Raw genomic sequence first — 26,843 nt, forward strand, 5'->3', positions numbered from 1 at the left:
CGTGGGTTCCGTGCCGGTGGCTTCGGCCGGGGCCGGGGTGGCTTCGGTGGGGCCGGGCGCGCGCCGGGGCGTCTCCTCGGGCGTCGAACGGTTCCCGGGGGTGGACAGCGCGGCCGTGGTGCGTTCGGCGCCCTGCGGGGATCGCCCCGGTGCACTCCCGGCCCCGGTGGGGCCGGAAGGCGCGGCCGTGGTGCGTTCGGCGCGCTGCGGGGATCGCCCCTGTGCATTTCCGGCCCGGGTGGGGCCGGAAGGCGCGGCGGGGGTCATGAGGCGGCTCCGGTTTCGGCGTCGTCGGAGCGGTGGTCCGCCTGCCAGCCGGCCAGGGCGAAGGCGTCGGTCTCGGCGCGGGTCGGCATCGAGTCCTGGGCGCCGTGGCGCTGGACGGAGAGCGCGGCCGCCGCCGAGGCCCAGCGCAGCGCCTCCGGCATGGGGCGGCCCTCGCCGAGGGCCACGGCCAGCGCACCGACGAAGGTGTCCCCGGCCGCTGTGGTGTCCACGGCCCGGACCCGGGGCGCGGGCACGCTCAGCGGGTCGCGGCCGCGTGCCGCGTAGAGGACTCCGGCCGCGCCGAGGGTGATCACCACCTCCGGCACGGTGGCCAGCAGTGCCTCGGCGGCCTGCCGGGGGTCGGTGAGGCCGGTCAGGGCGGCCGCCTCGTGCTCGTTGGGCACGAGGAGGTCGGTGGCGGCGAGGAGCTCGGCGGGCAGCGGCTGGACGGGGGCCGGGGTGAGCACCGTACGGACGCCGTGCGCACGGGCCGCGCGGGCCCCGGCGAGTACGGCGGGCAGGGGCAGTTCGAGCTGGAGGAGCAGGGCGCCGGCGGCGGCGATCCGGGCCTCGTCGCCCGCTTCCAGGCCGGTGACGCTGCCGTTCGCACCGGGGATGACGACGATGCGGTTGCCGCCCTCGTCGTCCACGGTGATGTGCGCGGTGCCGCTCGCGCCCTCGACGGTGCGCAGGGCCGCCGTCTCGACCCCGGCGGCGGTGAGCGCGGAGCGCAGCCGTACGCCGAACTCGTCGGCCCCGACCGCGCCGATCATCACCACCTTCCCGCCGGAGCGGGCTGCGGCGACGGCCTGGTTGGCGCCCTTGCCGCCGGGGACGGTCCGGAACGCGCGGCCGGTGACCGTTTCCCCGGGGAGGGGGGCCTTGGGGACGTAGGCGACGAGGTCCATGTTGGTGCTGCCGAGCACGGCGATGGCCGTCATGAGCGTGCTGCCTCCTGTGCGGTGAGGTGGGCGAGGGTGTCGAAGCCGATGCCGTCGAAGCCGGGGACGGTGGTGGCGAGGCGGTTCTTGAGGGGGGCGGTCCAGCGGTGCGGGATCCGCTGGGGCGAGCCGGTGAGCAGGCCGGCGAGGGCGCCGGCGGTGGCCCCGTTGGAGTCCGTGTCCCAGCCGCCGGAGACGGCACGGCAGACGGAGTGGGTGAAGTCGCCGTCGGCGTGGGTCAGGGCGGCGGCGATCAGGGCGGTGTTCGGGACGGCGTGGACCCAGTGGTAGTGGCCGTAGCGGGCGTGCAGCCGGTCGACGACGACGTCGAAGCCGGTCTCCTCGGCGGCCGTGCGGATTGCGAAGCGGACGGCTTCGGCGAGGCGGGAGCGGGGCGGTACGGCGGCCAGCCCGGTGCGCAGCGCGGTGTGCACGTCGGCGCGGCCGGTGGCGGCCGCGGCGGTGGCGGCGGCGACGAAGAGGGCGGCGTAGACGCCGTTGCCGGTGTGGGTCAGGGCGGCGTCCCGGTACGCCTGGGCCGCGGCGGCGGCCGGGTCGCCGGGGTTGGTCCAGCCGTGGACGTCGGCCCGGATGAGGGCGCCGATCCACTCGCGGAAGGGGTTGTGGTGGGTGGCGGTGGCGGGGGGTTCCAGCCCGAGGAGGAGGTTGCGGTAGGCGATCCGTTCGGCGGTGAACGTACGTCCGGCGGGCAGCTCGTCGAGCCACAGGCGGGCGACGTCGGCCGTGGTGAAGGCCTTGCCGTGGCGCTGGAGCAGGAGGAGGCCCAGGAGGGGGTAGTTGAGGTCGTCGTCCTCGGGCATGCCGTCGATGTTCTCGGCGAGTGAGGTGGGGGCGGAGCGGCGGTTCCAGGGGTGGGCGGCCAGCAGCTCGGGCGGGACGCCGCGTGCGCTGAACCAGTCGTCCAGCGGCCAGTTGCCGGCGGCGCGGGCGAGGGCGCGGATCCCGTCGAGCGGCAGCTTCTCGACGGGCTTTCCGAGCAGACACCCGACGGCCCGCCCGACCCACGCGGCCTCCAGCCGCTCCCGCACACCGCTCCCGGCGCCCCGGCCGACGGCCGCGCGGCCGGTACCGGTGTGGGGGCGGGCGGGCGGTGCCCCGGGCGGGGCTTCCGGGTGGGGCTGCTGGTGTACGGGCGGGGTGGAGGTTGCGTCCGGGAGGGGGGCCGCCTGCGGACAGGCCGCGACGATGGCTGCCCAGGAGGTGGGTTCCCCGGCGGACAACGGGGAGGGGAGCCGGGCCAGGTCGTCCAGCAGGCGCGTGGCCAGCGCACGCAGGTGCGGGGGCGCCGGGGTGGCGGAGGCCCCGGCGCGCTCGGGTGCCGGGTGGCCGCCCGCGGCGGACCAGGCCCGCAGGGCGGGACCGGGGTCCCGGCCGTCCTCGGCCGCCTGGCGCAACTCGTGCCCGACGAGATCCTCGGGCTGCGCCCAGGTCAGGCGCACGTCATCTGCCGGTCCGGGGCCGGCCCCGTCGGACCGTCCGTCCGCGCGGGGCGTTCCCGCCGACCGCACGTCGGGCCGTTCGCAGGCCGGGGCAGCGTTCGGGGTGGGGGCACTCGGCCCGGGGGCCGCCGGCGTGCGGGTTGCGCGGTGCGCCGCCCTCAACGGTGCGGCCGCGTGGCGGGCGTTCGGGCGGGTCGGGTCCGGGCACGGGGTGGCGGGGCCGGTCACCGGGTGGGCAGCCGTTGGGCCTGCGGTTGCGTGCGGCGGTGGCGCGGCGTCGCGGGCGTTCGGGCGGGTCGGGGCCGTGGTGGTGGCGGGGCCGGGGTCCGTCGGGGTGGGGGTCATCGGGGGGTTGCGATCTCGGCGAAGGCCGATTCGTGGGCGCGCCGTCGGGCCCGGTCGCGGGCGAAGATCTCCCGGGCCACGGCCGCCACCGCGACGGCAGGGGCGTGCAGGTCGAGGCGGCTCGCCTCGGCGACCTGCTTCGCCCAGACCGCAGGGACCACGGCCTCGCCGCCCAGCGCCCCGGCGATCGCCCCCGCCATGGTGGCGATGGAGTCGCAGTCCCGCCCGTAGTTGACCGCGCCGAGCACGGCCGCGTCGTACCGTCCGTCCGCCACGAGCAGCATCCCGAGTGCGATCGGCAGCTCCTCGATGGCGTGGAGCCGGGACGGGCGGCGGGCGTCCAGTGACGGGTTGCGGTAGTCCGGGCCGACCGAGTCGTAGGGGGCCACCGCCGCCCGCAGCGGGGCCAGCGCCGACTCGAAGTCCCGGTATCCGGCCGCCACTTCGCAGACGGCCGAGATCGCCGCGCGCGTGCCGTCCTTGGCCAGGGACAGGGCCGCCTCCACCACCGAGGCGGCCGTCGCCCCCGGTACGCACGCCGCCGCCACGGCCGCCGCGAACACGCCCGCCGCCTCCCGCCCGTACGACGACTGGTGCGCGCCGGCGATGTCGAGGGCCTCCGCGTAGGCACCCGCCGGGTTGCCCGCGTTGGCGATGCCCACCGGAGCCATGTACATGGCCGCGCCGCAGTTGACGATGTTGCCGGTGCCGGCCTCGCGCGGGTCCGCGTGCGCGTAGTGCAGGCGGGTCACCATCCACTTCTCCGCGAGGAAGACCCGCTGCAACGGCAGCGCCTCGGCCTCCAGTTCGGGGATCCAGCGCGGGACGGACATCAGGTCGGGCACCAGGTGCTCGGCGACGGCGTACGCGTCGAGGTGGTCGCGTACGGCCTTGTAGACCCGTACCAGCGCGTGCGTCATCAGAGTGTCGTCCGTGACGTGTCCGTCGCCCTTGTGGTATGGGGCGATGGGGCGGGCGGTGCGCCAGTTCTCGTGCCACGGGCCGACGATGCCGTGGACGCGGCCGCCGTGCCGTTCGACGATCTGGTCCGGGGTCCAGCCCTCGACCGGGCCGCCGAGCGCGTCACCGACGGCGGCGCCGACGAGGGCCCCGCAGGCCCGGTCCTCCAACGTGAGCGTCATGTCCGAATCATCCCTTGGGTGAGGTGAGTTCCGTGTGCGCGAGGAGCGCGGCGAGTTCCACGAGGTCGGTGCCGGCGAGGCGGGGGAGGGCGCAGCCGGAGAGGGTGCGGCAGGCCTCGCGCCAGGCGGCGGGGATCGAGTCGCCGCCGCCGATCGCGCCGGTGAGCGCGCCTGCGAGGGCGGGGGCGGAGTCCGCGACGCGGGACAGGCAGGCGGCGGCCGGGACGGCCTCGGTCGCCCTGCCGCGGGCGGCGGTCGCGAGGGCGAGGGCCACGGGGACGGTCTCGGCGGCGGCGATGCCGTAGCTGTACACGTGGTCCACGATCTCGTGTTCGAGGGTCGGGACGATGGCGAACGCGCCGCCGTCCGCGTGGGCGCGGGCCAGTCCGACGGCGTGTCGGGCGTTGCGGCCGATCTCGGTGGACCCGGGGAGCAGGGCGAGTGCGGCGTCCACGGCCGCGTCGACGTCCGCGGTGGTGAGGGCGGTGGCGACGGCGGCCGCCATGGCCCGGGCGCCGTGCACGCCGTCGCCGTCCTGCGTGTAGCGGGCGTCGAACTCGGCGAGGTCGGCGGCGGCCTGCGCGTCGCCGGGGTGGACGACGGCGAGGACGCAGGCGCGGACGCAGGCGGCGTCGTCGAAGTAGTGCGGGTTGTCGTGGCCGGTGGCCGGCGGGCGCAGGCCGGCGGCGAGATTGCCGAGGCCGGCGCGGACGGAGATGCGGGCGCGGAGGGGGAGTACGGCGGACTCGACCTCGGGGGCGCGTTCCGCGGCGGCGGCGACCTCGGAGGCGAGGGCGTTCCAGGCGAGGTCGATGGCGGCGCGCATGCGGCGGGAACGGGAGAGGTCGCTGAGGAGGACGCCGGCGGCGGTGAGGACGGACTCGGCGACGAAGGCCGCCCATTCGGCGTCGTCGGACGGCCCGAGGCGCAGTGGCTCGGGGGGCTGGTTGAGGGCGATGGGGACGGGGAGGGTGGTGGTGGCGTTCCGCTCGGCGAAGGTGTCGAGCTCGCGGGTGAGGCGGCGGGTCCACTCGGGCATCCGGCTGGCGCGGTGGCGGGCCGCGGGCCAGCCGGCCGCGTCGCCTGCGGCGAGCCCGAGGAGAAGGCCCTCGATGGGACGCCGGTCCTCCACGTCCGGCCAAGTCCGTACCTCGCCGGACTGTGCTGCGGACCGGATCACGGCCCGCAGCGGGGCGGGGGCGGCCCGTCCCGGCCCGACCGGCACCACGGCCCGCTGCGGGGCGTCGGCCCGGTTGCCGGACCCGGCCAGGAGCCCGGCCGGACCGTCCGGCAGGGGGCGCGGCTGCCCACCCTGTCCGCGTTCCGCGACGAGGGCCGTGCCTGCCATCCGGTCGCCCGGTACGGGACGGAGCTGCGGCTTGGTTCCGGGGCCCGCCGGTACGGCCTGCGGCCAGGTCTCCGGCCCGCGGTCCGGCACGGCCACGCCTGCCGCTGCCGCCCCCGGTGCCCCGAGGCCCCCGTCTGCGCCGCCGCCCGGCCCCTGCTCCGCGGGGCCCGTCCCCGGGTCGGCTGGAAGGGGCTGCAGCGGTGCCCCCGTCCCGAGCGCCGCCGGGGCCGCCGGTACGGACCACTCCGGCAGGCCGACCGGTAGGGCCCCCCGGGCCTTCCCGCCCGGGTCCGTCTCGTCGCCGTCGGCCGACGCGCGTTCCGCCGGTACGGTCCCCCGGGCCCCCGGGTTCCGGTTCGTGCCGCCGAGCGGCCCGTGGTCCGCGGGGGCCGCCTTGCGGTTGGCCGGAACCGGCTGCAGCGGTGACGCCGGCCCGGGGCCCGGTACGGGCTGCGGCCGGCCTTTCGGACCATGGTCCGCCGCGGCCGCGTCCGCCGCCGGGGCGGTGCGGTGCGGCTGACCGCTCGGTGTGCGCTCCGCGGGAGCGGCGGCGAGGGGACCCGCGTGGCCGGGTGGCTCGGGGGCCGTGGGGGGCGGGGTGGTTCCGTCGGGGGAGTGGACGGTCATCGGGGGGCCTCGTATTCCGGGGTGAGGAGGTCCGCGATGTCCAGGACGTGGTAGCCCCGCATCGAAGGGAGGCAGCTGCCGCGCACCGGGCCGATGGCCGAGCCCCACGCGGTGGGGATCGCCGCGGCTCCCGACATCGCACCGGCCAGGGCGCCCGCCACCGCGGCCGTGGTGTCGGCGTCGCGGCCCATGTTCACGGCGGTGAGGACGGAGCAGGCGAAGTCCCCGCCGGAGGCGGCGAAGGCGCCGAAGGCGAGGCCCACCGCCTCCGGAGCCAGGTCCGTCCACGGGTAGCCGCCGATGACCACCGCCGAGCGCACCGCACGTTCCCCGCGCGGGGCGGCGGTGACCGCCCGGCGCAGGGAGCGGGCCGTCCACGAGTCGGACGGGATCACCGAGAGCGCGGCGGAGACCACGGACGCCGGGCTGCCGCCCGCCATGGCCACCGCCACGCCCGCCGCGACCGCCTGGCCGCCGTAGATGCCCTCGCCGTCGTGGCTGACCGTGCCGTCGATGGCGACGAGCCGCGCCGCCTCGGCGGGCCGGCCCGCCGCGAAGACGCCGAACGGCGCGGCCCGCATGGCCAGTCCGTCCGACCAGGCGTGCCGGTGCTGGGCGGAGATGGGCGCCGCCAGGCCCCGGCGGAGGTTCTCCAGCGTGCCGCGCTCCGAGAAGCCGGCGCCCCGGAAGGGGCCCTCGTCGAGGTCCGCGATCCAGTGGTGCCAGGCCCGTTCGACGTGGGAGACGGTGAGTGCCGAGCCGTGGCGGGCCAGGAGCAGCCCCGAGAAGATCGCGTACTCGGTGTCGTCGGTACCGGCCGGGTCCTGCGACACGAAGCCTTCGATACGGCCCCACTTCGCCCGGATCTCCGACGGCTTCATGTTCTCCGCGGGGGCGCCGAGCGCGTCGCCCACCGCGAGCCCCAGAAGAGCGCCCCTGGCCCGTTCGAGGATGACCTGCGGATTGCATGCGATCAGCTTCACCGGTTCCATTGGCGCGCCTCTCCCACTTGGATGGGCTCATCATGAGCCCTTGGGGGATTTGTGCCATGTCATGCGGTTTGTCGCGCGCCGCGAAACACCCCCGGAACTCCCGCGTCACCCGGTCGCCGAGGCGCAAAACCGCAGGTAAGTACGGCCTTCCTTGCTGGCGGGCCAGGAAAATCGTGCGTAGTTTCGAGGTGTCCAGGGGGAGCGGGACGCGTCATGGCGTCCGTTCGACCAATGGGGAGACAAGGGGAGATACCGCGCATGTCCATCATCGACATCGAAGCGCCGCTGCACACCGCGCACCGCGACAACCACACCCACCGCGACGTCAACGGTGGATGGCTGCGGCCGGCCGTCTTCGGTGCGATGGACGGGCTCGTCTCCAACCTCGCCCTCATGACCGGTGTGGCCGGTGGTGCCGTCGCCCCGCAGACCGTCGTGATCACGGGCCTCGCCGGACTCGCCGCCGGAGCCTTCTCGATGGCCGCCGGTGAGTACACCTCCGTGGCCTCGCAGCGCGAGCTGGTCCTCGCCGAGCTCGACATCGAGCGGCAGCAGCTGCGCAAGCACCCCGTCGACGAGATGGAGGAGCTGGCCGAGCTCTACGTATCCCGCGGCGTCGAGCCGGCACTCGCCCGCGAGGTCGCCATGCAGCTGTCCCGGGACCCCGAGCAGGCGCTGGAGATCCACGCCCGTGAGGAGCTCGGCATCGACCCCGACGACCTGCCGTCGCCGATGGTCGCCGCCGTCTCGTCCTTCGGCTCGTTCGCGCTGGGCGCGCTGCTGCCCGTACTGCCCTACCTGCTCGGTGCCACGGCCCTGTGGCCGGCGGTGCTGCTCGCGCTGGCCGGGCTCTTCGCCTGCGGCGCCGTCGTCGCCCGGGTCACCGCCCGGTCGTGGTGGTACAGCGGCCTGCGCCAGCTGCTCCTCGGTGGCGCGGCGGCCGGTGTGACGTACGTCCTGGGAACCTGGATCGGCGCAGCCATAGGCTGACCGCCCTCGGAGTGAGACACTATGCAGTACGCAACATAAGTAGTCCGTTACTCGGCGGTTTCGATCCCGTGTCCGCCGGGCATCACTCCAGGACTCCGGGCGGGCAACGATGCTCGCCCTGTACCGGGACCTTCGCCCCACGCCTGTGCGGGGATGCGCGGGAACGCGCCGGGATTGCCCGGCGCCACCCCGCGACCCGCCCGCAGAGCGCCGCGAAAGTCCCCTCTTTCTGCCTCGCGCAGTGTCCGCATGCTGGAATGGCATATCCGCTTCTCGGGATTGTCGTCATCATGTAATCTGCACGAAATTTCGCAGAGGGCCAACGTCGTCCCTCGGCTATGCACATATGCCACGACGACGACGGGAGAGCCGATGCGTTCCGCATCCACGCACTCCGCGACCGGCCTGAACACCGCCTGGTCGCCCATGGACGGTCGCCCCGCCCAGCAGGGCATGTACGACCCGCGCAACGAGAAGGACGCCTGCGGCGTCGGATTCGTGGCGAACCTCACCGGCGAGGCCACCCACACCCTCGTTGAGCAGGCCCTGACCGTTCTGCGGAACCTCGAGCACCGTGGCGCCACCGGCTCCGAGCCGGACTCCGGCGACGGCGCGGGAATCCTGTCCCAGGTGCCGGACGCCTTCCTGCGCGAGGTCGCCGGATTCGAGCTCCCCGAGGCCGGCGCGTACGCCGTCGGCATCGCCTTCCTCCCCGCCGACGGCACCGCACAGGCCGTCGCCGCGGAGCACATCGAGGCCCTCGCCGCCGAGGAGGACCTCACGGTCCTCGGCTGGCGCGAGGTCCCGGTCACCCCCGACCTGCTCGGCAACGGCGCCCGCGCCACCATGCCCGCCTTCCGCCAGCTCTTCGTCAGCAACGGCACCACGGGCATCGAGCTGGACCGCAAGGCGTTCGTGCTGCGCAAGCGCGCCGAGCGCGAGGCCGGCGTGTACTTCCCGTCGCTCTCCGCCCGCACCATCGTCTACAAGGGCATGCTGACCACCGGCCAGCTGGAGCCCTTCTTCCCGGACCTCTCCGACCGCCGCTTCGCGTCGGCGCTCGCCCTGGTCCACTCGCGCTTCTCCACGAACACCTTCCCGTCCTGGCCGCTCGCCCACCCGTACCGCTTCGTCGCGCACAACGGCGAGATCAACACGGTCAAGGGCAACCGGAACTGGATGAAGGCCCGCGAGTCCCAGCTGGCGTCCACCGTCTTCGGTGACGCCGCGCTCGACCGCATCTTCCCGATCTGCACCCCGGACGCCTCCGACTCGGCCTCCTTCGACGAGGTCCTGGAGCTGCTCCACCTCGGCGGCCGGTCGCTGCCGCACAGCGTGCTGATGATGATCCCGGAGGCGTGGGAGAACCACGCCTCCATGGACCCGGCCCGCCGCGCCTTCTACCAGTACCACTCCACGCTGATGGAGCCCTGGGACGGCCCGGCCTGCGTCACCTTCACCGACGGCACCCAGGTCGGCGCGGTCCTCGACCGCAACGGCCTGCGCCCCGGCCGCTACTGGGTCACCGACGACGGCCTCGTCGTCCTCGGCTCCGAGGTCGGCGTCCTCGACATCGACCCGGCCAAGGTCGTCCGCAAGGGCCGCCTGCAGCCCGGCAAGATGTTCCTCGTCGACACCGCCCAGAAGCGGATCGTCGAGGACGACGAGATCAAGAACGAACTCGCCTCCGCCGCCCCGTACGCCGAATGGCTGGAGACCGGCGAGATCGAGCTGACGGACCTGCCCGAGCGCGAGCACATCGTGCACACCCACGCCTCGGTCACCCGCCGCCAGCAGACCTTCGGCTACACCGAGGAAGAGCTGCGCGTCATCCTCGCGCCGATGGCCCGTACCGGCGGCGAGCCGCTCGGCTCCATGGGCACGGACTCCCCGATCGCGGCCCTGTCCGAGCGCCCCCGGCTGCTCTTCGACTACTTCACCCAGCTGTTCGCGCAGGTCACCAACCCGCCGCTGGACGCCATCCGCGAGGAGCTCGTCACCTCGCTGCTGTCCTCGATCGGTCCGCAGTCCAACCTGCTGGAGCCGACCGCCGCGTCCTGCCGCAGCGTCACCCTGCCCTTCCCGGTGATCGACAACGACGAGCTGGCCAAGCTCATCCACATCAACGCCGACGGCGACATGCCGGGCATGAAGGCCGCCACCCTCTCGGGCCTCTACCGGGTCTCCGGCGGCGGCGAGGCACTCGCCGCCCGCATCGAGGAGATCCGCGCCGAGGCCGACGCGGCCATCGCCAACGGCGCCCGCCTCATCGTCCTCTCGGACCGCCACTCGGACGCCGAGCACGCGCCGATCCCGTCGCTGCTCCTCACCGCCGCCGTGCACCACCACCTCATCGCCACCAAGCAGCGCACCCAGGTGGGCCTGCTCGTCGAGGCCGGCGACGTCCGCGAGGTCCACCACGTCGCCCTGCTCATCGGCTACGGCGCCGCCGCGGTCAACCCGTACCTCGCCATGGAGTCCGTCGAGGACCTGCTGCGCGCCGGCACGTTCATCGAGGGCATCGAGCCCGAGCAGGCCATCAGGAACCTGATCTACGCGCTCGGCAAGGGCGTCCTGAAGGTCATGTCCAAGATGGGCATCTCCACCGTCGCCTCCTACCGAGGAGCCCAGGTCTTCGAGGCCGTCGGCCTGAACGACGAGTTCGTCGAGACCTACTTCAACGGCACCGCCACCAAGATCGGCGGCGCCGGCCTGGACGTCATCGCCAAGGAAGTGGCCGCCCGCCACGCCAAGGCGTACCCGGTCTCCGGCGTCGCGGCCACGCACCGCGCCCTGGACATCGGCGGCGAGTACCAGTGGCGCCGCGAGGGCGAGCCCCACCTGTTCGACCCGGAGACGGTCTTCCGCCTCCAGCACGCCACCCGCAACCGCCGGTACGACATCTTCCGGCAGTACACGGACCGCGTGAACGAGCAGTCCGAGCGCCTGATGACGCTCCGCGGCCTGTTCGGCTTCAAGTCCGACCGCCCGTCGATCTCCATCGACGAGGTCGAGCCGGTCTCCGAGATCGTCAAGCGCTTCTCCACCGGCGCCATGTCGTACGGCTCCATCTCCAAGGAGGCGCACGAGACCCTCGCCATCGCCATGAACCAGCTGGGCGCCAAGTCCAACACCGGTGAGGGCGGCGAGGACCCGGAGCGCCTGTACGACCCGGCGCGCCGCTCCTCCATCAAGCAGGTCGCCTCCGGCCGCTTCGGTGTCACGAGCGAGTACCTGGTCAACGCGGACGACATCCAGATCAAGATGGCGCAGGGCGCCAAGCCCGGCGAGGGCGGCCAGCTGCCCGGCCACAAGGTCTACCCGTGGGTCGCCAAGACCCGGCACTCCACCCCGGGCGTCGGCCTGATCTCCCCGCCGCCGCACCACGACATCTACTCCATCGAGGACCTGGCCCAGCTGATCCACGACCTCAAGAACGCCAACCCGGTCGCCCGCATCCACGTGAAGCTGGTCTCCGAAGTCGGCGTCGGCACGGTCGCGGCGGGCGTCTCCAAGGCCCACGCGGACGTCGTCCTGATCTCCGGCCACGACGGCGGTACGGGCGCCTCCCCGCTCACCTCCCTCAAGCACGCGGGCGGCCCCTGGGAGCTCGGCCTCGCCGAGACCCAGCAGACCCTGCTGCTCAACGGCCTGCGCGACCGCATCGTCGTCCAGACCGACGGCCAGCTCAAGACCGGCCGCGACGTCGTCATCGCCGCGCTGCTCGGCGCCGAGGAGTTCGGTTTCGCGACCGCGCCGCTCGTCGTCTCCGGCTGCGTCATGATGCGCGTCTGCCACCTGGACACCTGCCCGGTCGGCATCGCCACCCAGAACCCGGTCCTGCGCGACCGCTTCTCCGGCAAGCCCGAATTCGTCGTGAACTTCTTCGAGTTCATCGCGGAGGAGGTGCGCGAGCTCCTCGCCGAGCTGGGCTTCCGCACGATCGAGGAGGCCGTCGGCCACGCCGAGCTCCTCGACACCACCAAGGCCGTCTCGCACTGGAAGGCGCAGGGTCTCGACCTGGAGCCGCTCTTCTACGTGCCCGAGCTGCCCGAGGGCGCGGTCCGCCACGCCCTGATCGAGCAGGACCACGGTCTGGAGAAGGCCCTCGACAACGAGCTGATCGAGCTCGCGGCCGACGCGCTGAACGCCGAGTCCGCCGAGGCGGCCCAGCCGGTCCGCGCCCAGGTCGCCATCCGGAACATCAACCGGACCGTCGGCACGATGCTCGGCCACCACGTCACCAAGAAGTTCGGCGGTGCGGGCCTGCCCGACAACACCATCGACCTGACCTTCACCGGCAGCGCCGGCCAGTCCTTCGGCGCCTTCGTCCCCAAGGGCATCACCCTCCGCCTGGAGGGCGACGCCAACGACTACGTCGGCAAGGGCCTCTCCGGCGGCCGGATCGTGGTCCGCCCGGACCGCGGCGCCGACCACCTCGCCGAGTACTCCACCATCGCCGGCAACACCATCGGCTACGGGGCCACCGGCGGCGAGATGTTCCTGCGCGGCCGCACCGGCGAGCGCTTCTGCGTCCGCAACTCCGGTGCCCTGGTCGTCTCGGAGGGCGTGGGCGACCACGGCTGCGAGTACATGACCGGCGGCACGGCGGTCGTCCTGGGCGAGACGGGCCGCAACTTCGCGGCCGGCATGTCGGGTGGCGTCGCGTACGTCATCGACCTCGACCCGAACAACGTCAACGTCGGCAACGCGGGCGCGGTCGAGGCCCTGTCCGACGCGGACGAGCAGTGGCTGCACGATGTGGTGCGCCGCCACGAGGAGGAGACCGGCTCGACCGTGGCCGCGAAGCTCCTGGCTGACTGGTCCACCGCGGTGGACCGCTTCAGCAAGATCATCCCCACCACGTACAAGGCAGTGCTCGCCGCCAAGGACGCCGCTGAGCTCGCCGGACTCTCGGAATCCGAGACCACGGAGAAGATGATGGAGGCGGCGACCCATGGCTGACCCGAAGGGCTTCCTCACCACCACCCGCGAGACCGCCTGCTCCCGTCCCGTCGCCGACCGGCTGAAGGACTGGAACGAGGTCTACGTCCCGGGCTCGCTGCTGCCGATCATCAGCAAGCAGGCCGGCCGCTGCATGGACTGCGGCATCCCGTTCTGCCACAACGGCTGCCCGCTGGGGAACCTGATCCCCGAGTGGAACGACTACGCCTACCGCGACGACTGGGCGGCGGCGTCGGAGCGGCTGCACGCGACGAACAACTTCCCGGAGTTCACGGGCCGCCTGTGCCCGGCCCCGTGCGAGTCGGCGTGCGTGCTCGGCATCAACCAGCCGGCCGTCACCATCAAGAACGTCGAGGTCTCGATCATCGACAAGGCGTGGGACAACGGGGACGTCACCCCGCAGGCCCCCGAGCGCCTGTCCGGCAAGACCGTCGCCGTGATCGGCTCGGGCCCGGCCGGTCTGGCCGCCGCCCAGCAGCTGACCCGCGCCGGCCACACCGTGGTCGTGTACGAGCGCGCCGACCGCATCGGCGGCCTGCTGCGCTACGGCATCCCCGAGTTCAAGATGGAGAAGGTGCACATCAACCGCCGCATCGAGCAGATGCGCGCGGAGGGCACCAAGTTCCGCACCGGCGTCGAGGTCGGCCGCGACATCACGGCCACCGACCTGCGCAAGCGGTTCGACGCGGTGGTCGTCGCGGCCGGTGCCACCGTCTCGCGCGACCTGCCGGTCCCGGGCCGCGAGCTGAACGGCATCCACTTCGCGATGGAGTACCTGCCGCTCGCGAACAAGGTGCAGGAGGGCGACTTCCTGGCCCCGCCGATCACGGCCGAGGGCAAGCACGTGGTCGTCATCGGCGGCGGCGACACCGGCGCGGACTGCGTGGGCACCGCCCACCGCCAGGGCGCGGCCTCGGTCACGCAGCTGGAGATCATGCCGAAGCCGGGCGAGGAGCGCAGCGCCAACCAGCCGTGGCCGACCTTCCCGATGCTCTACAAGGTCACCTCGGCCCACGAGGAGGGCGGCGAGCGGGTCTACTCCGTCTCCACCACCCACTTCGAGGGCGACGAGGACGGCAACGTCCAGGCCCTCCACCTGGTCGAGGTCGAGTTCGTCGACGGCAAGCTCGTCCAGAAGCCCGGCACCGAGCGCGTCCTCCCCGCGCAGCTGGTGACCCTGGCGATGGGCTTCACCGGCACCGACCAGGCGAACGGCCTGGTCCAGCAGTTCGGCGTGGAGCTGGACGCCCGCGGCAACATCGACCGCGACGCGTCCTACGCGACCAACGTCGACGGCGTCTTCGTCGCCGGCGACGCGGGCCGCGGCCAGTCGCTCATCGTCTGGGCCATCGCGGAGGGCCGCTCGGCCGCCCGCGGCGTGGACCGCTTCCTGACCGGCAGCAGCACCCTCCCGTACCCGGTCAAGCCGACGGACCGCTCGCTGACGGTGTAGCCACCGGCAGCCCGCCCGCCCCGCGAAGGGCGGGACCCCTCATACGGTCCGTACAACGGCGTACGGAGCACCCGGCACGGCGCCCGCCACGTCCCCGACCAGGGGTGGCGGGCGCCGTGGCGTGTCCGGGTCAGGCATCGGGCGTGAACTCGTAGCACAGCTCATAGAGGTGGCCCGCCTTCACCATGACGGTGACTTCGATGGGCCGGTCACCGTCGCCGTACACCGTGCGGAGCGTCCGCAGGACGGGCAGGTCGCCGGGCAGCCGCAGTGCCGCGTACTGCTCCTGCGTGGCGATGCGGGCCGAGACCCGGTCCACGCTACGGCGGGGCGGGTGGCCGAGCTCCGGCAGCAGGGTGGGTGTGCCGCCCCTGATCCTGCGGGGTTCGGCGAGTGCGGTGCCGCGGGCGATGTCCACGGGATAGTACGAGCTCACCAGCTCCGCGGGCTCACCGTCGATGCTGATCAACTGGCGGCGGCAGACTGCCGAACCGCCCTCCGGCAGACGGAGCGCCGCACTCACGTCACCGGTCACCCGGACCTCCGCGACGGACAGCAACGTACTGCGTGCGGCAGGGTGTCCCTCCGCCATGTCGGCCAGCCACGGGTGGGCGGCACCGGCCGGGGCCGGGGCGAGCGAGCGCTCCGGGTGCACGGTCCGCTGCCGGTTCTCGCGTACGGTCACGGCCGCTCCGGCTCGCCCCACGGCCAGCCCCTCGGCCTTGAGTAGATGCACTGCCTTCTGGATGGTGGCGTTGGACGCGTCGAAGCGCGTCTTCAATTGCGCCGTCGACGGCAGATTGCCCCCTACTGCGAGGTCCCCGTTCATGATCTCCTCGCGGAGATCGGCCGCGATGCGGGCGTGGAGCGGCCGCGGGTCGGCGCCGTCGGCTTCCTGGCTGGGCACGGTCATCCGATCCTGATCTCGTACTGCAACTGCTGGCGTCCGGAGGGCATGAGCATCACGTCGGCCTGGATCGCTCGATCCGCCGCGTCGTACGTGGTGCGGGCCAGCTGGAGGACCGGTTCGCTCGCGCCGAGGCGGAGTTGTTCGCGTTCCTCGGCGCTCGGCGGACGGGCCGTGACGTTCTCGACGACCCGTACCCCGGTGTGCCCGAGGGCCGCCAGCAGGGTCACGGCGCCGCCGGGGATCTTCGCCGTTTCTGCCAGCGCGGTACCCGCGGCGATCTCCACTGGGTAGTAGGTGTCGGTCAGTTCGGTCGGCTCGTCGTCGAGTTCGATAATCCTGCGGCGCACCACCACTGGGTGGCCCTCCGTCAGGCCGAGCATCGCGGAGACGCCGGCCGTGGCCGCCACCTCGCCCGCGTGCACGATGCGCTGGGTGCCACGGCGCCCCGCCCTGGTGGCCTCCTCGGCCCACGCGTCCCCCGTTCCCGCCGCGCGTGGAGTCAGGTACGGCATCGACGTGCTGGTCCACCCGCTGCCATTCACGATGACTCCCACCCGTCCCGATTCCCGCTGTCCGTAACCACGTTAGGTGAATCCGGCGACGGAACCCACTCCTAGAACCTTGCTGCTTTTCGCGAATAGCGATACGTTCTGTGTGTTCTCGGAAACTCAGAGTGAAGGGGGTGGGGGCTGTGCCCGTCATCCGTCAGCAGCGGTTTCCCCGGGCGCGCGCCTCGGTTCGTGCTGCTCGGCAGTTCGCAGGTGACGCACTCGCGGAGTGGGGCGTTTCCGAGCGCCGGGACGACATACGCCTCTGTGTCTCCGAACTGGCGGCGAACGCCGTGTTGCACGGGTGCCGGAGGGGCGCGAGTTCTGCGTGCGGCTGTCACTGGACGAGGAGTTGCTGTGGATCGAGGTGCGTGACAGCGGCCCGGGCAGTCCGGTCGTGGAGCGCCCCGGCCCCGAGGCCCAGCGGGGTCGCGGCCTGTGGCTGGTCACGACGCTGGCGGACGAGTTCGAGGTCCACGACGAGGGGGTTGGGAAGTCGGCCCGCGCGGGGTTCAAGACCGTGAGCGGCTGAGCGGAGGCGCGGGCGCGCCGCCCGCCGCGTGCTGACCAGGGGCGGCGGGCGGTGGGGCGGCTCCGCCTTACTCGGGCTGGGTGACCGTGGCGCCCCAGTGGGTGGTCGGGGTCGAGGCGGTCACCCAGGCGACGAATCCGCCGTGGAGGCCGGTGCCGAGGGGGACCGTGACGACGGTCGGGTCCGTGCCGGGGCAGTCGACGGTGAAGGGGGCCGGGTCGCGGTCGGGGTGCTCCTGGAGCTTGAACGACACCTCGATGCTCCCGCCTCCGGCGCATCCGAACGTGATGAACGTGTCCAGGCGCGAGGAGAGGCCGCCCGAGACGAAGCCGCTGGAACCGGCCTGGTCGGCGATCCAGATCAGGCCGTCTGGGCCCGGGTAGCCGATGATCTCGCCCGTCGGCGCGGCCTGGGCCGGGGCGGCTGCCAGGGCCAGGGCGAATGCCGGGGCCAGGGCTGCGAGGGCGGTCGTACGCTTCTTCATGTGTCCCCCAGTTGGTCGTGTCGGTCAGTACGTCGGTCGGTCGTGACGCTACCCAGAGGTACTGACGCCCGCCTGAGTACGCGTACTCAGGCGGACACGGCCCCGGCGGCCGGGCTCAGCGGGTGAACAGGGGGGACGCCGCGTTCTCCGAGGTGCTCTGCCAGTACGTCACGCGCGCCTTGGCGTCCATGTACACGCCGCCGGAGGGCAGTTGCAGGAGCGTTCCCTCACCCGTGTTCTCCTCGGGGCTCTGGCCGTGCGGGGCGAGCGCGAGGTCGGTCGTGAGCGTGCTGGCTGCCTTGCTGCCCTGCCGGGCGAGAAGCCCTGCGTACGCCTCCTTGCCGGGGCCGAGGACCACCGGGGTCTGGGGCCTGCTGTTCTCGAAGACGGCCACCAGCCGGCCGTGCCCGTCTTTGATCCGGAGCACCGGATAGGTGGTCAGCAGGCAGGCCCTGGGGCCCGTGTTGACCACGGTGAGCAGGAGCTTCGAGTCGTCCTTCGCCGGCGGGACGGCCCACTCGACGGACACGTGGGCGTACTCGTCGGAGCAGTTGTTGTTCTTGCCCACCGGCTCGCCCTCCGCTTCGCCCGGCCGGGGGACGGGGGAGGAGCTGGCCGAGGGGGAGGGGGCCCCGGAGGCGGCTCCCGGCGTGGACCCGGCGGGCTTCGGAGGCGCCGTGGCACCCGCCTTGTCGTCGGCTCCGGGTCCGCAGGCCGTGGTCGTCGCGAGGAGCGCGGCGGCCGTCAGGCTCAGGAAGGCGAGCGTCCGGGTACGTGCGGCTGTCGTGCGGTGGCGGTAGGTGTGCATCATGATCCCCCGTGGCGGCTCTGCTGGGTGTCTGGCCGAGCGATCGGCCGACCGGCTGACATGGGTTCAGCCCGGTGCGGTCAGGATGCCCGGCGTGGCATCGGATTCACGCCACACGGGGGATCGTTACAGGTCGCGCATATGAAGGCCACGCTCCCGTCATGGGGCCGCCGGCGCCGGGTCCTCGCGCGGTGGTTCGTCGTCGTTGCCGCGGCGCTGGGTGCGCAGTCCGTGGTCGGGGAGCCACGTCCGCACCACCAGGTCGTCGCCGTCGACGCCGATGTGGACGACCTCCGTCAGGTCCGCGTAGAAGAGGTGGAAGGGGTGCGGGGTCTCCGTCTCCTCCGCGTACCGGTGCAGTTCCGGCGGGTCCACGAGCTCCACCGCGCGCCCGGAGATCCGTACGTCCCCGTCCGGCATCGTCTCGCCCTCGCCCGGATTGGTGTGCAGGGCGAAACGCGGGTCGCGCTGGAGGTCCCTGGCCTTCATCGACCCGGCCATCATCCCGAGCCACAGCTCCCCGCCCCGGATGTCGACCTTCAGCCCGGCCACCCGGGGGGAGCCGTCCTTGCGCAGGGTGGCCAGTACGTGGTGCGGGTACTGCGCGAAACGGGCCCGGACGGCCGCCGCGAAATCCGGTTCCGCCTTCTCGAAGACTGCCCAGCTGGTGTGCGTCATACGTCCATCAAAGCGCGGGCACCGGCGGGCCGGGGTCAGGCGCGCACGATGCCCGCACCGCGGGCCGCCGCCAGCCAGGCCGGGAACTCGCCGACGAGACGGTCGTACAGTTCGCCGTCCGGCACCGCGCGGGGGTCCTCACCGGCGTGGAAGTACCCCGCGTTGTCCACGGCCCGCTTCGCGGGCACGGGCAGCTCGTCCAGCCGGCGCAGGAAGTCGAACTGCGTGCTGCGCGTGTTGCCGAAGCCGACGAACTGCCAGAAGAGCGGCAACCGGGCCGCCTTGCACAGGTACTTCTCGGCGGCGAGCTTGTTGATCGGCCCGCCGTCGGTCTGGAAGACGACGAGGGCGGGTGTCGTGGAGCCCGAGTCGAGATAGTGGTCGATCACCGCGTCCATCGCCGCGTGGTAGGCGGTCTTGCCCATGTGGCCGAGGCGGGACGCGATCTCGGTGACCCGGCCCTCGTGCCCGGCCAGGGAGATCTCCTCCACCGCGTCGACCTCGGTGGAGAAGAACACCACCGGTACGCGGGCGTCGTCGTCCAGGTGCGCGGACAGTCCCAGCACCCGGTCCGCGAGGGCCTGCACGCTGCCGTCCTGGTAGTACGGGCGCATCGACCCGGAGTAGTCCAGGACCAGGTAGACGGCGGCACGTCCGCCCTCCATGCCGTGCTTGCGCAGGGATATCCCGGCGCTCTTGTAGAGGTTCACGAGGGCCGGAGCCGACTCCTCGACCTTGCGGAGGCTGATGGCGCTGCTCGTCATGGGGCGAGGGTACGGGGAAGGCCGCGGGCCCCGGTCACTTCGGGCGTCGTACCTGGGCCTCCTTGAGGAGTTGCGGGTACGGCGTCTGGGCCATGGAGCCGCGAACGAATGCCAGACCGTAGCGATCGACGGCCCGCCTCTGTTCCTTGGGGTCGTTCAGATTGAAGGCCTTCTTCTCGCCCGGGCTTGTGACATCCACGTAGACGACCGGCTTGCGGCGGTACAGCCACCAGACGGTCACACGCTCCCGGCCGCGAGTCATGTTCAGGAGTTCGCTGCTCTGGGAGATGTCCGACTGGTATCGGAAGTATTCCTTGTTGGCCGGCAGGGGCCCTGGGGGGTCGTCGTCCTTTCCCTCCTTCTTCAGCTTCCCCCGCCACTTCCCGGACCTTCCGTAATCGGCATCCATGGTCATTCTGTCCTGCCTGAACGCGTAGGCAGATATCTGGGCCGTGACCGCCTCGTAGTTGAGCTTCAGGGGATTCTTTATTTCGACGACCACGTCCTCCGTGATCTCCTCCTCGGGGTTCAGCTCCCGCCCGGGCGGTTTGATCAGCTCGCCGGGTTTGATCAGTTTGAACTTGTCCTTCGGGTCACTCGCGAGCTTGACATGGATCCAGTAGATGCTGCCGAGTATGTGAACCGGAACCTCGCCGGAGTTCTTGAGGCGCATACGGACCCGCACGAACATCTTCGTCCCGTCCCGGTTCAGGCTCGGGAAGCCGATCTCTGACACGCCCTGCACCAGAGGGCGCGATACGGAGGGCAGGTAGACCTGGGTGTACGCCAGGTTGGTGACGACGAGGAGGGTGGAAACGATCGCCCCGATGGCGATGCGGCCGGGGTTGTGCAGCACCTTCCAGACCCGGCGACGGCACAGCACCCACAGGCTCCACGAGGAGCAGAGCACGAGGCCGATGTAGAGCGCCAGGCACTGGGGGTCCGACGGCGTGCCCCTGTTGGCCACGTACATCAGCAACAGCACCGATCCGACGAAGAACTGGACCAGTGCGCCGAACAGCAGAGCCGGCCCCGAGTGCCTCGTTCTCCGCTTCCGCCAATAGTCGAAAACGGCCGCGAAGGCGATCAGTTCCACGGCGGCCATGAAAAGGAAGAAGAATCCCGTCACTCGACCGGCGAAGGTCAGGGCGTCAAAAGAATCTTTCAGGCCTATCCAGGTGCATATCGCGGCGGTGGCCAGGAACCCGACGGCCATCACGGCGCCGGTGATCCGTCGGCCCCAACTTTGAGCTGGCCAGGCAGTGCCGTCTCCGCCGCGCCATTCGATGTTGTACTCGGAGGTCACGCCGGCGCGGTGCAGGACCTTCTGTAGTTCGCGGGGGCTCCACACCTTGCCGTGGGGCCTGCCGTCCACCACGACTTTCCGCAGGCCGACATCATCCGGTGGTCCTACGACCACAGTGGCTTTGTTCTCCATGGCGCCAGCCTGCGCCCGCACTCGGCCGAACGCCGCCGGGGCACGTTTCCCAGAAGGGCCTTCCTTGCCACGCAGGGGGCGCGGCCGTCACCCGAATGGAGTAGCAAGGTGCCCACCCGGGCAGGTGCGGGGCGAGGCTGGAGGTGACCGTGTCGCTCGTCCCTGTATCGGAGATTCTGATGCGTACACGACTTCTCGAGATCACCGCTGCCCTAGTCCTTACCGTGTTCGGTGCCCTGGCTCCTGCAGCGCACGCTGCCACCGTGCCCGCCATAGACGGTGATAAGTGCATCCAGGGCAAGGGGTCTGTGGAGTACGAGTCCACCCGGGATTCATGGGTCTGCGTCGACGGCATGTACGACGGCGAGCCGATCGACTGACCCGCCCCGCGCCCCGCCGCTGGCCCCCGCCCGATGCCCACCCGCGCCCGCGGCGCCCTTCCACCCGAGGGATACGACTGCTAGAGATATGACTGGTAGTCATACGGGGGAGGGGCTCCATGGCGCGCACCGGGCTCGACGGGAAGGTCGTCGTCATCACCGGCGCCGGGCGCGGGCAGGGGGCCGCCGGGGCCCGGCTGTTCGCGGCGGCCGGGGCGCGGGTCGTCGTCACCGACGTACGGGAGGACGAGGGCCGGGCCGTCGCCGCCGAGCTGGGCCGTGACGGGCTCTTCGTGCGCCACGACGTCGCGGACCCCGCGAGCTGGGCGGCGGTGGTCACCGCGTCGGTCCGGGCCTTCGGCACGGTGTCGGCGCTGGTCAACAACGCCGCCCTGTGGCTCACCGCCCACGTGGAGGAGCAGCGGCTCGACGACTTCGAGGCCCTGCTGCGCGTCAACCTGCTGGGGCCCTTCCTCGGCATCCAGGCGCTCGCCCCCGTACTGCGGGCGGCCGGCGGCGGCTCCGTCGTCAACGTCTCCTCCACCGCCGGGCTGGTCGGGATACCCGGCCACGCGGCCTACGGCTCCACCAAGTTCGGGCTGCGCGGACTGACCCGGTCGGCGGCGCTCGATCTCGCCGGGGACCGGATCCGGGTGAACTCGGTGCACCCCGGGGCCATCGACACCCCGATGGTCGCCGGAGCCGTCGCGGGCCGGGACTTCTCGCACCTGCCCCTGGGCAGGATCGGGCGGCCCGAGGAGGTCGCCGAACTCGTCCTCTTCCTCTGCTCGGACGCGTCCTCGTACGTGACGGGCGCCGAATTCACGGTCGACGGCGGGATGACGACCGCCTGACGGACACGACGACGCCAGCCCGCCGGGCCCGTGCATGATGTGTCCATGGCCGATCTGACGCGGAGAGCGGCGGGAGCGGTCCTGCGCAACTGCCTGCTCCTGGCAGTGGAGTTCGGCGCGATCTGGCTGCTGCGCGGCCCGGAGGGGCTCTGGGTCCCGGTCCTGCTGGCCGTCTTCGTCGCCGGCGCGGCCGTACCGCACGGCACCGACGCCGAGTTCGTGGCCCGCACCGTCGTCGCCCTCACCGCCGTCGGGATCGCCGTGCTCGGCGGGATCACCTGGGACCGGCACGTCCTGCACGACCGGGGCCGGGAGGAGACCGCGGTGGTCGCGCAGCGGACGATGGTGGAGGACGGTGCAGGACTGTCCCCGTCCCTGCGCCTGCGCACCGAGGCGGGCCGCGACCTGCCCGGGCCGGTCACCCTCGACCTCGCGGTCGGCGCACGGCTGACGGTGACGGTGGACCCCCACGGGCCGGCCTGGGCCCCGGGCGGCCGCCCCGAACGGCCGCTGTGGCAGGCGGCCGGCACCGGCGCCCTCCTTCTGCTCCAGACCACGCTCCTGGTCCGGATCTCCCTGCGCCGCTCCCGGACCTGACAGCCGGGCCTGGCGGCGCAGGGGCCCGCAAAGGTCCGCCGACTACTGCTTGATCTTGTAGGAGCAGCCCTTGGCGTTCGTGACGCCGTCGCTCTCCGCGACCACCTTGCCGTCGACCTTGATGGTGCAGGGGGCCTGCTGGAGCTTGCCGTCGGCGCCCGTGATCGTGCCCGGGACCACGCTCACCAGGTAGCCCACCTTCTGCTCCGCCGCGGTCAGTTCGGCGGTACCCGACTTCGTCCACGGCAGGGTCTGCTGCTCGAAGCCGCTGCCGAGACCGCTGTACATGACGGCCGTCTTGCCCGTGCCGCCGACCTCCAGGGTCACCTCGTGCTTCGCGCCCCCGCCCGAGCCGGCCGGAGCCGACGAGGGGCTCTGTCCCTGCTGCTGGGAGGCCGCGGGCTGCGGCTGCTGCTTCCCGCCCTCCGGAGCGGGCTTCGGGTCCGCGCTCCCGCAGCCGGTGAGCAGCAGTGCCGCCGCGGCGCACAGCGTCATGGCGGAGATGGTCCTGCGCATGTCCTGATACCTCGATCTTGTTGCCTGGTACGTGTGATCGAAAACGTGTGATCGAAAACAATGGACGCATGACGACACGCGCCCGTTCCTTCGACGCCGCAGCCGCTTCCTACGCCGCCCACCGGCCCGGCTACCCGGCGGCCCTCTTCGGCGCCCTCGAGGAGCTCACCGGACGCCCGCTCGCCGGGGCGCGCGTGGCCGACGTAGGGGCGGGCACCGGGATCGCCACCGCCCTGCTGCACGAGCGCGGCGCCGAGGTCCTCGCCGTGGAGCCCGGGGACGGGATGGCCGCCCAGCTGCGCAGGGCGCACCCCGGGATCCCGGTCGTGCGCGGGGACGGAGACCGACTGCCGCTGGCCACCGGCGCGTTCGACCTCCTCACCTACGCCCAGGCCTGGCACTGGACCGACCCGGCCCGCTCGGTCCCCGAGGCCCGCCGCGTGCTGCGGCCCGGCGGCGCGCTCTGCATCTGGTGGAACGACGCGGACCTCACCGTGCCCTGGATCGCCGAGCAGGAGGCGCGCCTGGCGGAGTTCTTCGGGGAAGCCGAGGGCGGCGGTTTCCGTACGCTGCCCCGCGGGCTCGGCGGGTTCACCACCCGCTCCGTGCGGTGGTCCCGGCGCATCCCGCTGGACGCACACCTGGCCAACCTCGCCAGCCATTCCGCCTTCCTGATGCTGGGAGAGGCCGGCACGCGCGAGTATGTCGCCGCGGAACGGGAGCGGCTGGCCCCGCTCTTCCCCGACGGCACGGTCGAGGAGAAGTACGTGGTCGGCCTCCACGTCACCCGGGTGTGACCGACCGCAGGACCTCCGCCCGGCAGGCCGACGGCGTGCCCCAGGCGTCCCGCAGCGGGCGTGCCTTGCGCAGCCACAGCGACAGGTCCAGCTCCTCGGTGTAGCCGACCGCGCCGTGGAGCCGGAGCGCCGTCATGGCCGCGCGGTACGCCGCCTCGCCGCAGCGCAGCTTCGCCGCGGCCACGTCGCCGGGGGCCGTCGACAGCGCCGCCGCCCACAGCAGTGGGCGGGCGAACTCCAGGGCCAGGAGGGTGTCCGCCAGCCGGTGCTTGACCGCCTGGAAGGAGCCGATCGGCGCCCCGAACTGCGTGCGCTGCTTCACGTACCCGACCGTCCGTGCCAGCAGGGCCTCGCCGACGCCCAGGCACTGGGCCGCCGTCAGCAGCCGGGCCCAGCGCCCGGCCACGGCGGCCGCGCGCGCCACCGAAGGTCCCGCGGCGAGGAGTTCGCCCCCGGCCGTCGAGGGCCGCGACAGCCGCCGTGCGGGGTCCGTCGACCGCAGTACCTCCCCGGGGGCGGCCAGCCGCAGCTCGCCCGCCGCCGACACGGCGAAGCAGTGCGCCGCCGCGTCCGCGTCCAGGGCGTACGGGCTCCCGCCGCTCCCGCCCGGCAGCGTCAGCGTGGCCCAGGCCTCGCCCGCGACCAGGCCGGGCAGGAACCGCTTGGCGAGCGCCTCGTCCCCCAGCTCCGACAGCAGCACCGATACGGCGGCGCTCTCCACCACCGGCCCCGGCATCCCCGCCCGGCCCAGCTCCACGAAGCCGAGTGACAGCTCCGTCGGGAGCAGGCCGGCCCCCTCGTACGCCTCGGGTGCGGCCAGCGCGAACAGGCCCGTCGCCGCCAGCCGCGACCGCAGCTCGTGGCCGGGCCCGGGCTCGCCGTCCGCCCAGGCCCGCACCACCGCCGGGACGTGCGCCGTGCCCAGCAGGGAGCGCAGCGTACGGGCGAAATCCGACTGCTCGTCGGTCGGCAGGAAACGCATCAGCGGCGGCCCTTCGGCAGGCCGAGCAGCCGCTCGGCGATGATGTCGCGCTGGATCTCGTTCGTCCCCGCGTAGATCGGCCCGGCCAGCGCGAAGATCCACGGCTCGGCCCACTCCCCGTCCGCGAGTTCCGCGTCCGCGCCCAGCAGGTCCAGCGCCGTCTCGTGCAGGGCGATGTCGTACTCCGACCAGAACACCTTGTTCAGGCTGGACTCGGCGCCGGCGGCCCCGCCCGCGGCGAAGCGGGCGGCGGCGGCCCAGGTGAACAGCTCGTAGGCGCGCGCCCCGACCACCGCGTCGGCCACCCGGTCGCGCAGTGCCGTGTCGGCCGGGTCCCCCTGCGCGTGCCACAGCGCGGACAGCCGGCCGGCCGTCGCCAGGAACCGGCCGGGGGAGCGCAGGGTCAGTCCGCGTTCGTTGCCGGTGGTCGACATCGCGATGCGCCAGCCCTGCCCGGGCTCCCCGATCACGTCCTCGTCCGCTACGAAGACCTCGTCGAGGAAGAGCTCCGCGAAGGCGGGCTTGCCGTCGAGACGGCCGATGGGCCGCACCGTGACCCCGGGCGCCCGCAGGTCGAACATCAGGTACGTCAGCCCCTGGTGCGGTTTCGGGGTGTCCGGGTCGGTGCGGAAGATGCCGAAGGCCCGGTCCGCGAACGCCGCCCGCGAGGACCAGGTCTTCTGTCCGGACAGCAGCCAGCCGCCCTCCGTCCGGACCGCCCGCGAGGTCAGCGAGGCCAGGTCGGAGCCCGCCTCCGGCTCGGACCAGGCCTGCGCCCAGATCACCTCGCCGCTCGCCATCGGCGGCAGCACGCGCGCCCGCTGCTCGGCCGTGGCGTGGTCGAGGAGCGTCGGTGCGAGGAGGCTGATGCCGTTCTGCGAGACCCGGCCGGGTGCACCGGCCGCCCAGTACTCCTCCTCGAAGACCAGCCAGTGCACCAGGTCGACGCCCCGGCCGCCGTACTCCTCGGGCCAGGACACCACCGACCAGCGGTCCGCGTGCAGCCGGGCCTCCCACTCACGGTGCGCGGCGAAGCCCTCGCGCGTCTCCAGCGAGGGCAGCGGGGAGGCGGGGACGTGGTCGGCCAGCCAGGCGCGCGCCTCGGCCCGGAAGGCCGCCGTCTCCGCCGTGTGGGTCAGGTCCATCGGTTGCCCGCCTCCTCGACCGCCGTCACTTCCCTAACAAGTGTTTGGTAGGTTAACGTACGGCCATGAGCAGCGTCGAGGAGTTCGCATGAACGAGCCCCGGTACACCGCCGGCCACCACCTGCTGCAGGACCGCACCGCCGTCATCACCGCCGCCGCCGGGGCCGGCATCGGCGGGGCCACCGCCCGCCGCTTCCTGGAGGAGGGCGCCCGCGTGGTCATCAGCGACGCCCACGCCCGCCGGCTGAAGGAGACCGAGGACGCGCTCACCACCGAGTTCGGAGCCGGCCGCGTCACCTCGCTGCCCTGCGACGTCACCGACGAGGACCAGATCCGGGCCCTGTTCGCGCTCGCCGAAGAGACCCACGGCCGCCTCGACGTCGTCGTCAACAACGCCGGACTCGGCGGCACGGCGGCCCTCGTCGACATGACCGACGAGCAGTGGACCCGCGTCCTCGACGTCACTCTGAACGGCACCTTCCGCTGCACCCGCGCGGCCCTGCGCTCCTTCAGGGCCTCCGGCACGGGCGGAGTCGTCGTCAACAACGCCTCCGTCGTCGGCTGGCGCGCCCAGGCCGGCCAGGCCCACTACGCCGCGGCCAAGGCCGGGGTCATGGCACTGACCCGGTGCGCGGCACTGGAGGCCGCGGAGTTCGGCGTACGCGTCAACGCGGTCGCCCCCAGCCTGGCCATGCACCCGCACCTGGTGAAGGTCACCAGCGAGGAGCTCCTCGCCGACCTCACCGCCCGCGAGGCCTTCGGCCGGTACGCCGAGCCGTGGGAGGTCGCCAACGTCATGGTCTTCCTGGCCAGCGGCTATTCGTCGTACATGACGGGCGAGACGGTCTCCGTCAGCAGCCAGCACCCGTAGCCCGACAAT

Annotated in this window: 23 protein-coding genes and 1 pseudogene; 9 read left to right on the forward strand and 15 right to left on the reverse strand. The window is 72.9% G+C overall.

Annotated elements, in window-relative coordinates:
* Positions 1-263: 263 nt before the first annotated feature.
* From rbsK to IH80_RS0126660, 5 genes are all read right to left on the reverse strand, one after another.
* A complete protein-coding gene (rbsK, locus tag IH80_RS0126640) occupies positions 264-1,208 on the reverse strand; it encodes a ribokinase (RefSeq protein WP_051809955.1) in 945 nt (314 codons plus the stop codon).
* Positions 1,205-2,668: an ADP-ribosylglycohydrolase family protein gene (locus IH80_RS0126645; RefSeq protein WP_030963870.1), complete on the reverse strand. Its 1,464-nt coding sequence runs from the start codon at positions 2,666-2,668 to the stop codon at positions 1,205-1,207. The genes rbsK and IH80_RS0126645 overlap by 4 nt, the downstream gene beginning before the upstream one ends.
* Positions 2,669-3,009: 341 nt before the next feature.
* Entirely contained in the window at positions 3,010-4,155 is a 1,146-nt protein-coding gene (locus tag IH80_RS0126650; RefSeq protein ID WP_030963871.1) for an ADP-ribosylglycohydrolase family protein, read from the reverse strand.
* A 7-nt stretch (positions 4,156-4,162) separates the two neighbouring features.
* On the reverse strand, positions 4,163-5,503 hold the full coding sequence (locus tag IH80_RS0126655) for an ADP-ribosylglycohydrolase family protein (protein ID WP_078906762.1): 1,341 nt from the start codon (positions 5,501-5,503) through the stop codon (positions 4,163-4,165).
* A gap of 623 nt (positions 5,504-6,126) precedes the next feature.
* On the reverse strand, positions 6,127-7,122 hold the full coding sequence (locus IH80_RS0126660; protein ID WP_051809957.1) for an ADP-ribosylglycohydrolase family protein: 996 nt from the start codon (positions 7,120-7,122) through the stop codon (positions 6,127-6,129).
* A 258-nt stretch (positions 7,123-7,380) separates the two neighbouring features.
* Here IH80_RS0126660 and IH80_RS0126665 point away from each other — a divergent pair, with 258 nt between their 5' ends.
* The 3 genes from IH80_RS0126665 (at position 7,381) to IH80_RS0126675 (ending at position 14,530) form a co-directional block, all read left to right on the forward strand.
* The gene (locus IH80_RS0126665) at positions 7,381-8,112 is read left to right on the forward strand and encodes a VIT1/CCC1 transporter family protein (RefSeq protein WP_030963875.1); all 732 of its coding nucleotides are present in this window, start codon (positions 7,381-7,383) and stop codon (positions 8,110-8,112) included.
* Positions 8,113-8,538: 426 nt separating this feature from the next.
* Positions 8,539-13,077, forward strand: a complete 4,539-nt coding sequence (gene gltB / locus IH80_RS0126670; protein WP_030963876.1) for a glutamate synthase large subunit — start codon at positions 8,539-8,541, stop codon at positions 13,075-13,077.
* A complete protein-coding gene (locus IH80_RS0126675) occupies positions 13,070-14,530 on the forward strand; it encodes a glutamate synthase subunit beta (RefSeq protein ID WP_030963877.1) in 1,461 nt (486 codons plus the stop codon). Before gltB ends, IH80_RS0126675 begins: the two co-directional genes overlap by 8 nt.
* A 130-nt stretch (positions 14,531-14,660) precedes the next feature.
* Here IH80_RS0126675 and IH80_RS0126680 read toward each other — a convergent pair whose 3' ends face one another.
* Together IH80_RS0126680 and IH80_RS0126685 are read right to left on the reverse strand one after the other, a co-directional pair.
* A complete protein-coding gene (locus IH80_RS0126680; RefSeq protein WP_030963878.1) occupies positions 14,661-15,443 on the reverse strand; it encodes a GntR family transcriptional regulator in 783 nt (260 codons plus the stop codon).
* On the reverse strand, positions 15,440-15,982 hold the full coding sequence (locus IH80_RS0126685) for a GntR family transcriptional regulator (RefSeq protein WP_030963880.1): 543 nt from the start codon (positions 15,980-15,982) through the stop codon (positions 15,440-15,442). The genes IH80_RS0126680 and IH80_RS0126685 overlap by 4 nt, the downstream gene beginning before the upstream one ends.
* A 149-nt stretch (positions 15,983-16,131) precedes the next feature.
* Here IH80_RS0126685 and IH80_RS39725 point away from each other — a divergent pair.
* Positions 16,132-16,520 (forward strand): annotated as a pseudogene (locus tag IH80_RS39725) (ATP-binding protein).
* A gap of 67 nt (positions 16,521-16,587) precedes the next feature.
* Here IH80_RS39725 and IH80_RS0126695 read toward each other — a convergent pair.
* From IH80_RS0126695 to IH80_RS0126715, 5 genes are all read right to left on the reverse strand, one after another.
* On the reverse strand, positions 16,588-17,004 hold the full coding sequence (locus IH80_RS0126695; RefSeq protein ID WP_051809962.1) for a hypothetical protein: 417 nt from the start codon (positions 17,002-17,004) through the stop codon (positions 16,588-16,590).
* A 115-nt stretch (positions 17,005-17,119) separates the two neighbouring features.
* The gene (locus IH80_RS41020) at positions 17,120-17,815 is read right to left on the reverse strand and encodes a DUF4232 domain-containing protein (RefSeq protein WP_051809965.1); all 696 of its coding nucleotides are present in this window, start codon (positions 17,813-17,815) and stop codon (positions 17,120-17,122) included.
* A 156-nt stretch (positions 17,816-17,971) separates the two neighbouring features.
* Entirely contained in the window at positions 17,972-18,490 is a 519-nt protein-coding gene (locus IH80_RS0126705; protein WP_030963884.1) for a pyridoxamine 5'-phosphate oxidase family protein, read from the reverse strand.
* Positions 18,491-18,525: 35 nt separating this feature from the next.
* The gene (locus IH80_RS0126710) at positions 18,526-19,254 is read right to left on the reverse strand and encodes a vWA domain-containing protein (protein ID WP_030963885.1); all 729 of its coding nucleotides are present in this window, start codon (positions 19,252-19,254) and stop codon (positions 18,526-18,528) included.
* A 34-nt stretch (positions 19,255-19,288) separates the two neighbouring features.
* A complete protein-coding gene (locus IH80_RS0126715) occupies positions 19,289-20,692 on the reverse strand; it encodes a hypothetical protein (protein ID WP_158943624.1) in 1,404 nt (467 codons plus the stop codon).
* Positions 20,693-20,841: 149 nt separating this feature from the next.
* Here IH80_RS0126715 and IH80_RS0126720 point away from each other — a divergent pair, with 149 nt between their 5' ends.
* The 3 genes from IH80_RS0126720 to IH80_RS0126730 all read left to right on the forward strand — a co-directional run bounded on the left by IH80_RS0126720 (position 20,842) and on the right by IH80_RS0126730 (position 22,523).
* Positions 20,842-21,072: a hypothetical protein gene (locus tag IH80_RS0126720; RefSeq protein ID WP_158943626.1), complete on the forward strand. Its 231-nt coding sequence runs from the start codon at positions 20,842-20,844 to the stop codon at positions 21,070-21,072.
* Positions 21,073-21,191: 119 nt separating this feature from the next.
* Positions 21,192-21,926 (forward strand): glucose 1-dehydrogenase, encoded by a 735-nt coding sequence (locus IH80_RS0126725; protein ID WP_030963890.1) that lies wholly within the window; start codon positions 21,192-21,194, stop codon positions 21,924-21,926.
* A 45-nt stretch (positions 21,927-21,971) separates the two neighbouring features.
* Positions 21,972-22,523: a hypothetical protein gene (locus IH80_RS0126730; RefSeq protein ID WP_030963891.1), complete on the forward strand. Its 552-nt coding sequence runs from the start codon at positions 21,972-21,974 to the stop codon at positions 22,521-22,523.
* Between the two features lie 42 nt (positions 22,524-22,565).
* Here the strand turns inward: IH80_RS0126730 and IH80_RS0126735 are convergent, their stop codons facing one another.
* Positions 22,566-23,039 (reverse strand): hypothetical protein, encoded by a 474-nt coding sequence (locus tag IH80_RS0126735; protein ID WP_030963892.1) that lies wholly within the window; start codon positions 23,037-23,039, stop codon positions 22,566-22,568.
* A 68-nt stretch (positions 23,040-23,107) separates the two neighbouring features.
* Here IH80_RS0126735 and IH80_RS0126740 point away from each other — a divergent pair, with 68 nt between their 5' ends.
* On the forward strand, positions 23,108-23,836 hold the full coding sequence (locus tag IH80_RS0126740) for a class I SAM-dependent methyltransferase (protein ID WP_051809966.1): 729 nt from the start codon (positions 23,108-23,110) through the stop codon (positions 23,834-23,836).
* On the opposite strand, the gene IH80_RS0126745 is transcribed toward IH80_RS0126740, so the two are convergent.
* Both IH80_RS0126745 and IH80_RS0126750 read right to left on the reverse strand, forming a co-directional pair.
* Positions 23,823-24,818: an acyl-CoA dehydrogenase family protein gene (locus IH80_RS0126745; protein ID WP_030963895.1), complete on the reverse strand. Its 996-nt coding sequence runs from the start codon at positions 24,816-24,818 to the stop codon at positions 23,823-23,825. The two genes, IH80_RS0126740 and IH80_RS0126745, sit on opposite strands and share 14 nt — an antisense overlap.
* Positions 24,818-25,963 (reverse strand): acyl-CoA dehydrogenase family protein, encoded by a 1,146-nt coding sequence (locus tag IH80_RS0126750; RefSeq protein WP_030963896.1) that lies wholly within the window; start codon positions 25,961-25,963, stop codon positions 24,818-24,820. The genes IH80_RS0126745 and IH80_RS0126750 overlap by 1 nt, the downstream gene beginning before the upstream one ends.
* Before the next feature lie 88 nt (positions 25,964-26,051).
* On the opposite strand from IH80_RS0126750, the gene IH80_RS0126755 reads away from it, so the two are divergent.
* Positions 26,052-26,834, forward strand: a complete 783-nt coding sequence (locus tag IH80_RS0126755) for an SDR family oxidoreductase (protein ID WP_030963897.1) — start codon at positions 26,052-26,054, stop codon at positions 26,832-26,834.
* The last annotated feature ends 9 nt before the right edge of the window (positions 26,835-26,843 follow it).

Origin of the sequence: Streptomyces sp. NRRL S-378, assembly GCF_000720645.1 — a bacterium.
Taxonomy (GTDB): domain Bacteria; phylum Actinomycetota; class Actinomycetes; order Streptomycetales; family Streptomycetaceae; genus Streptomyces.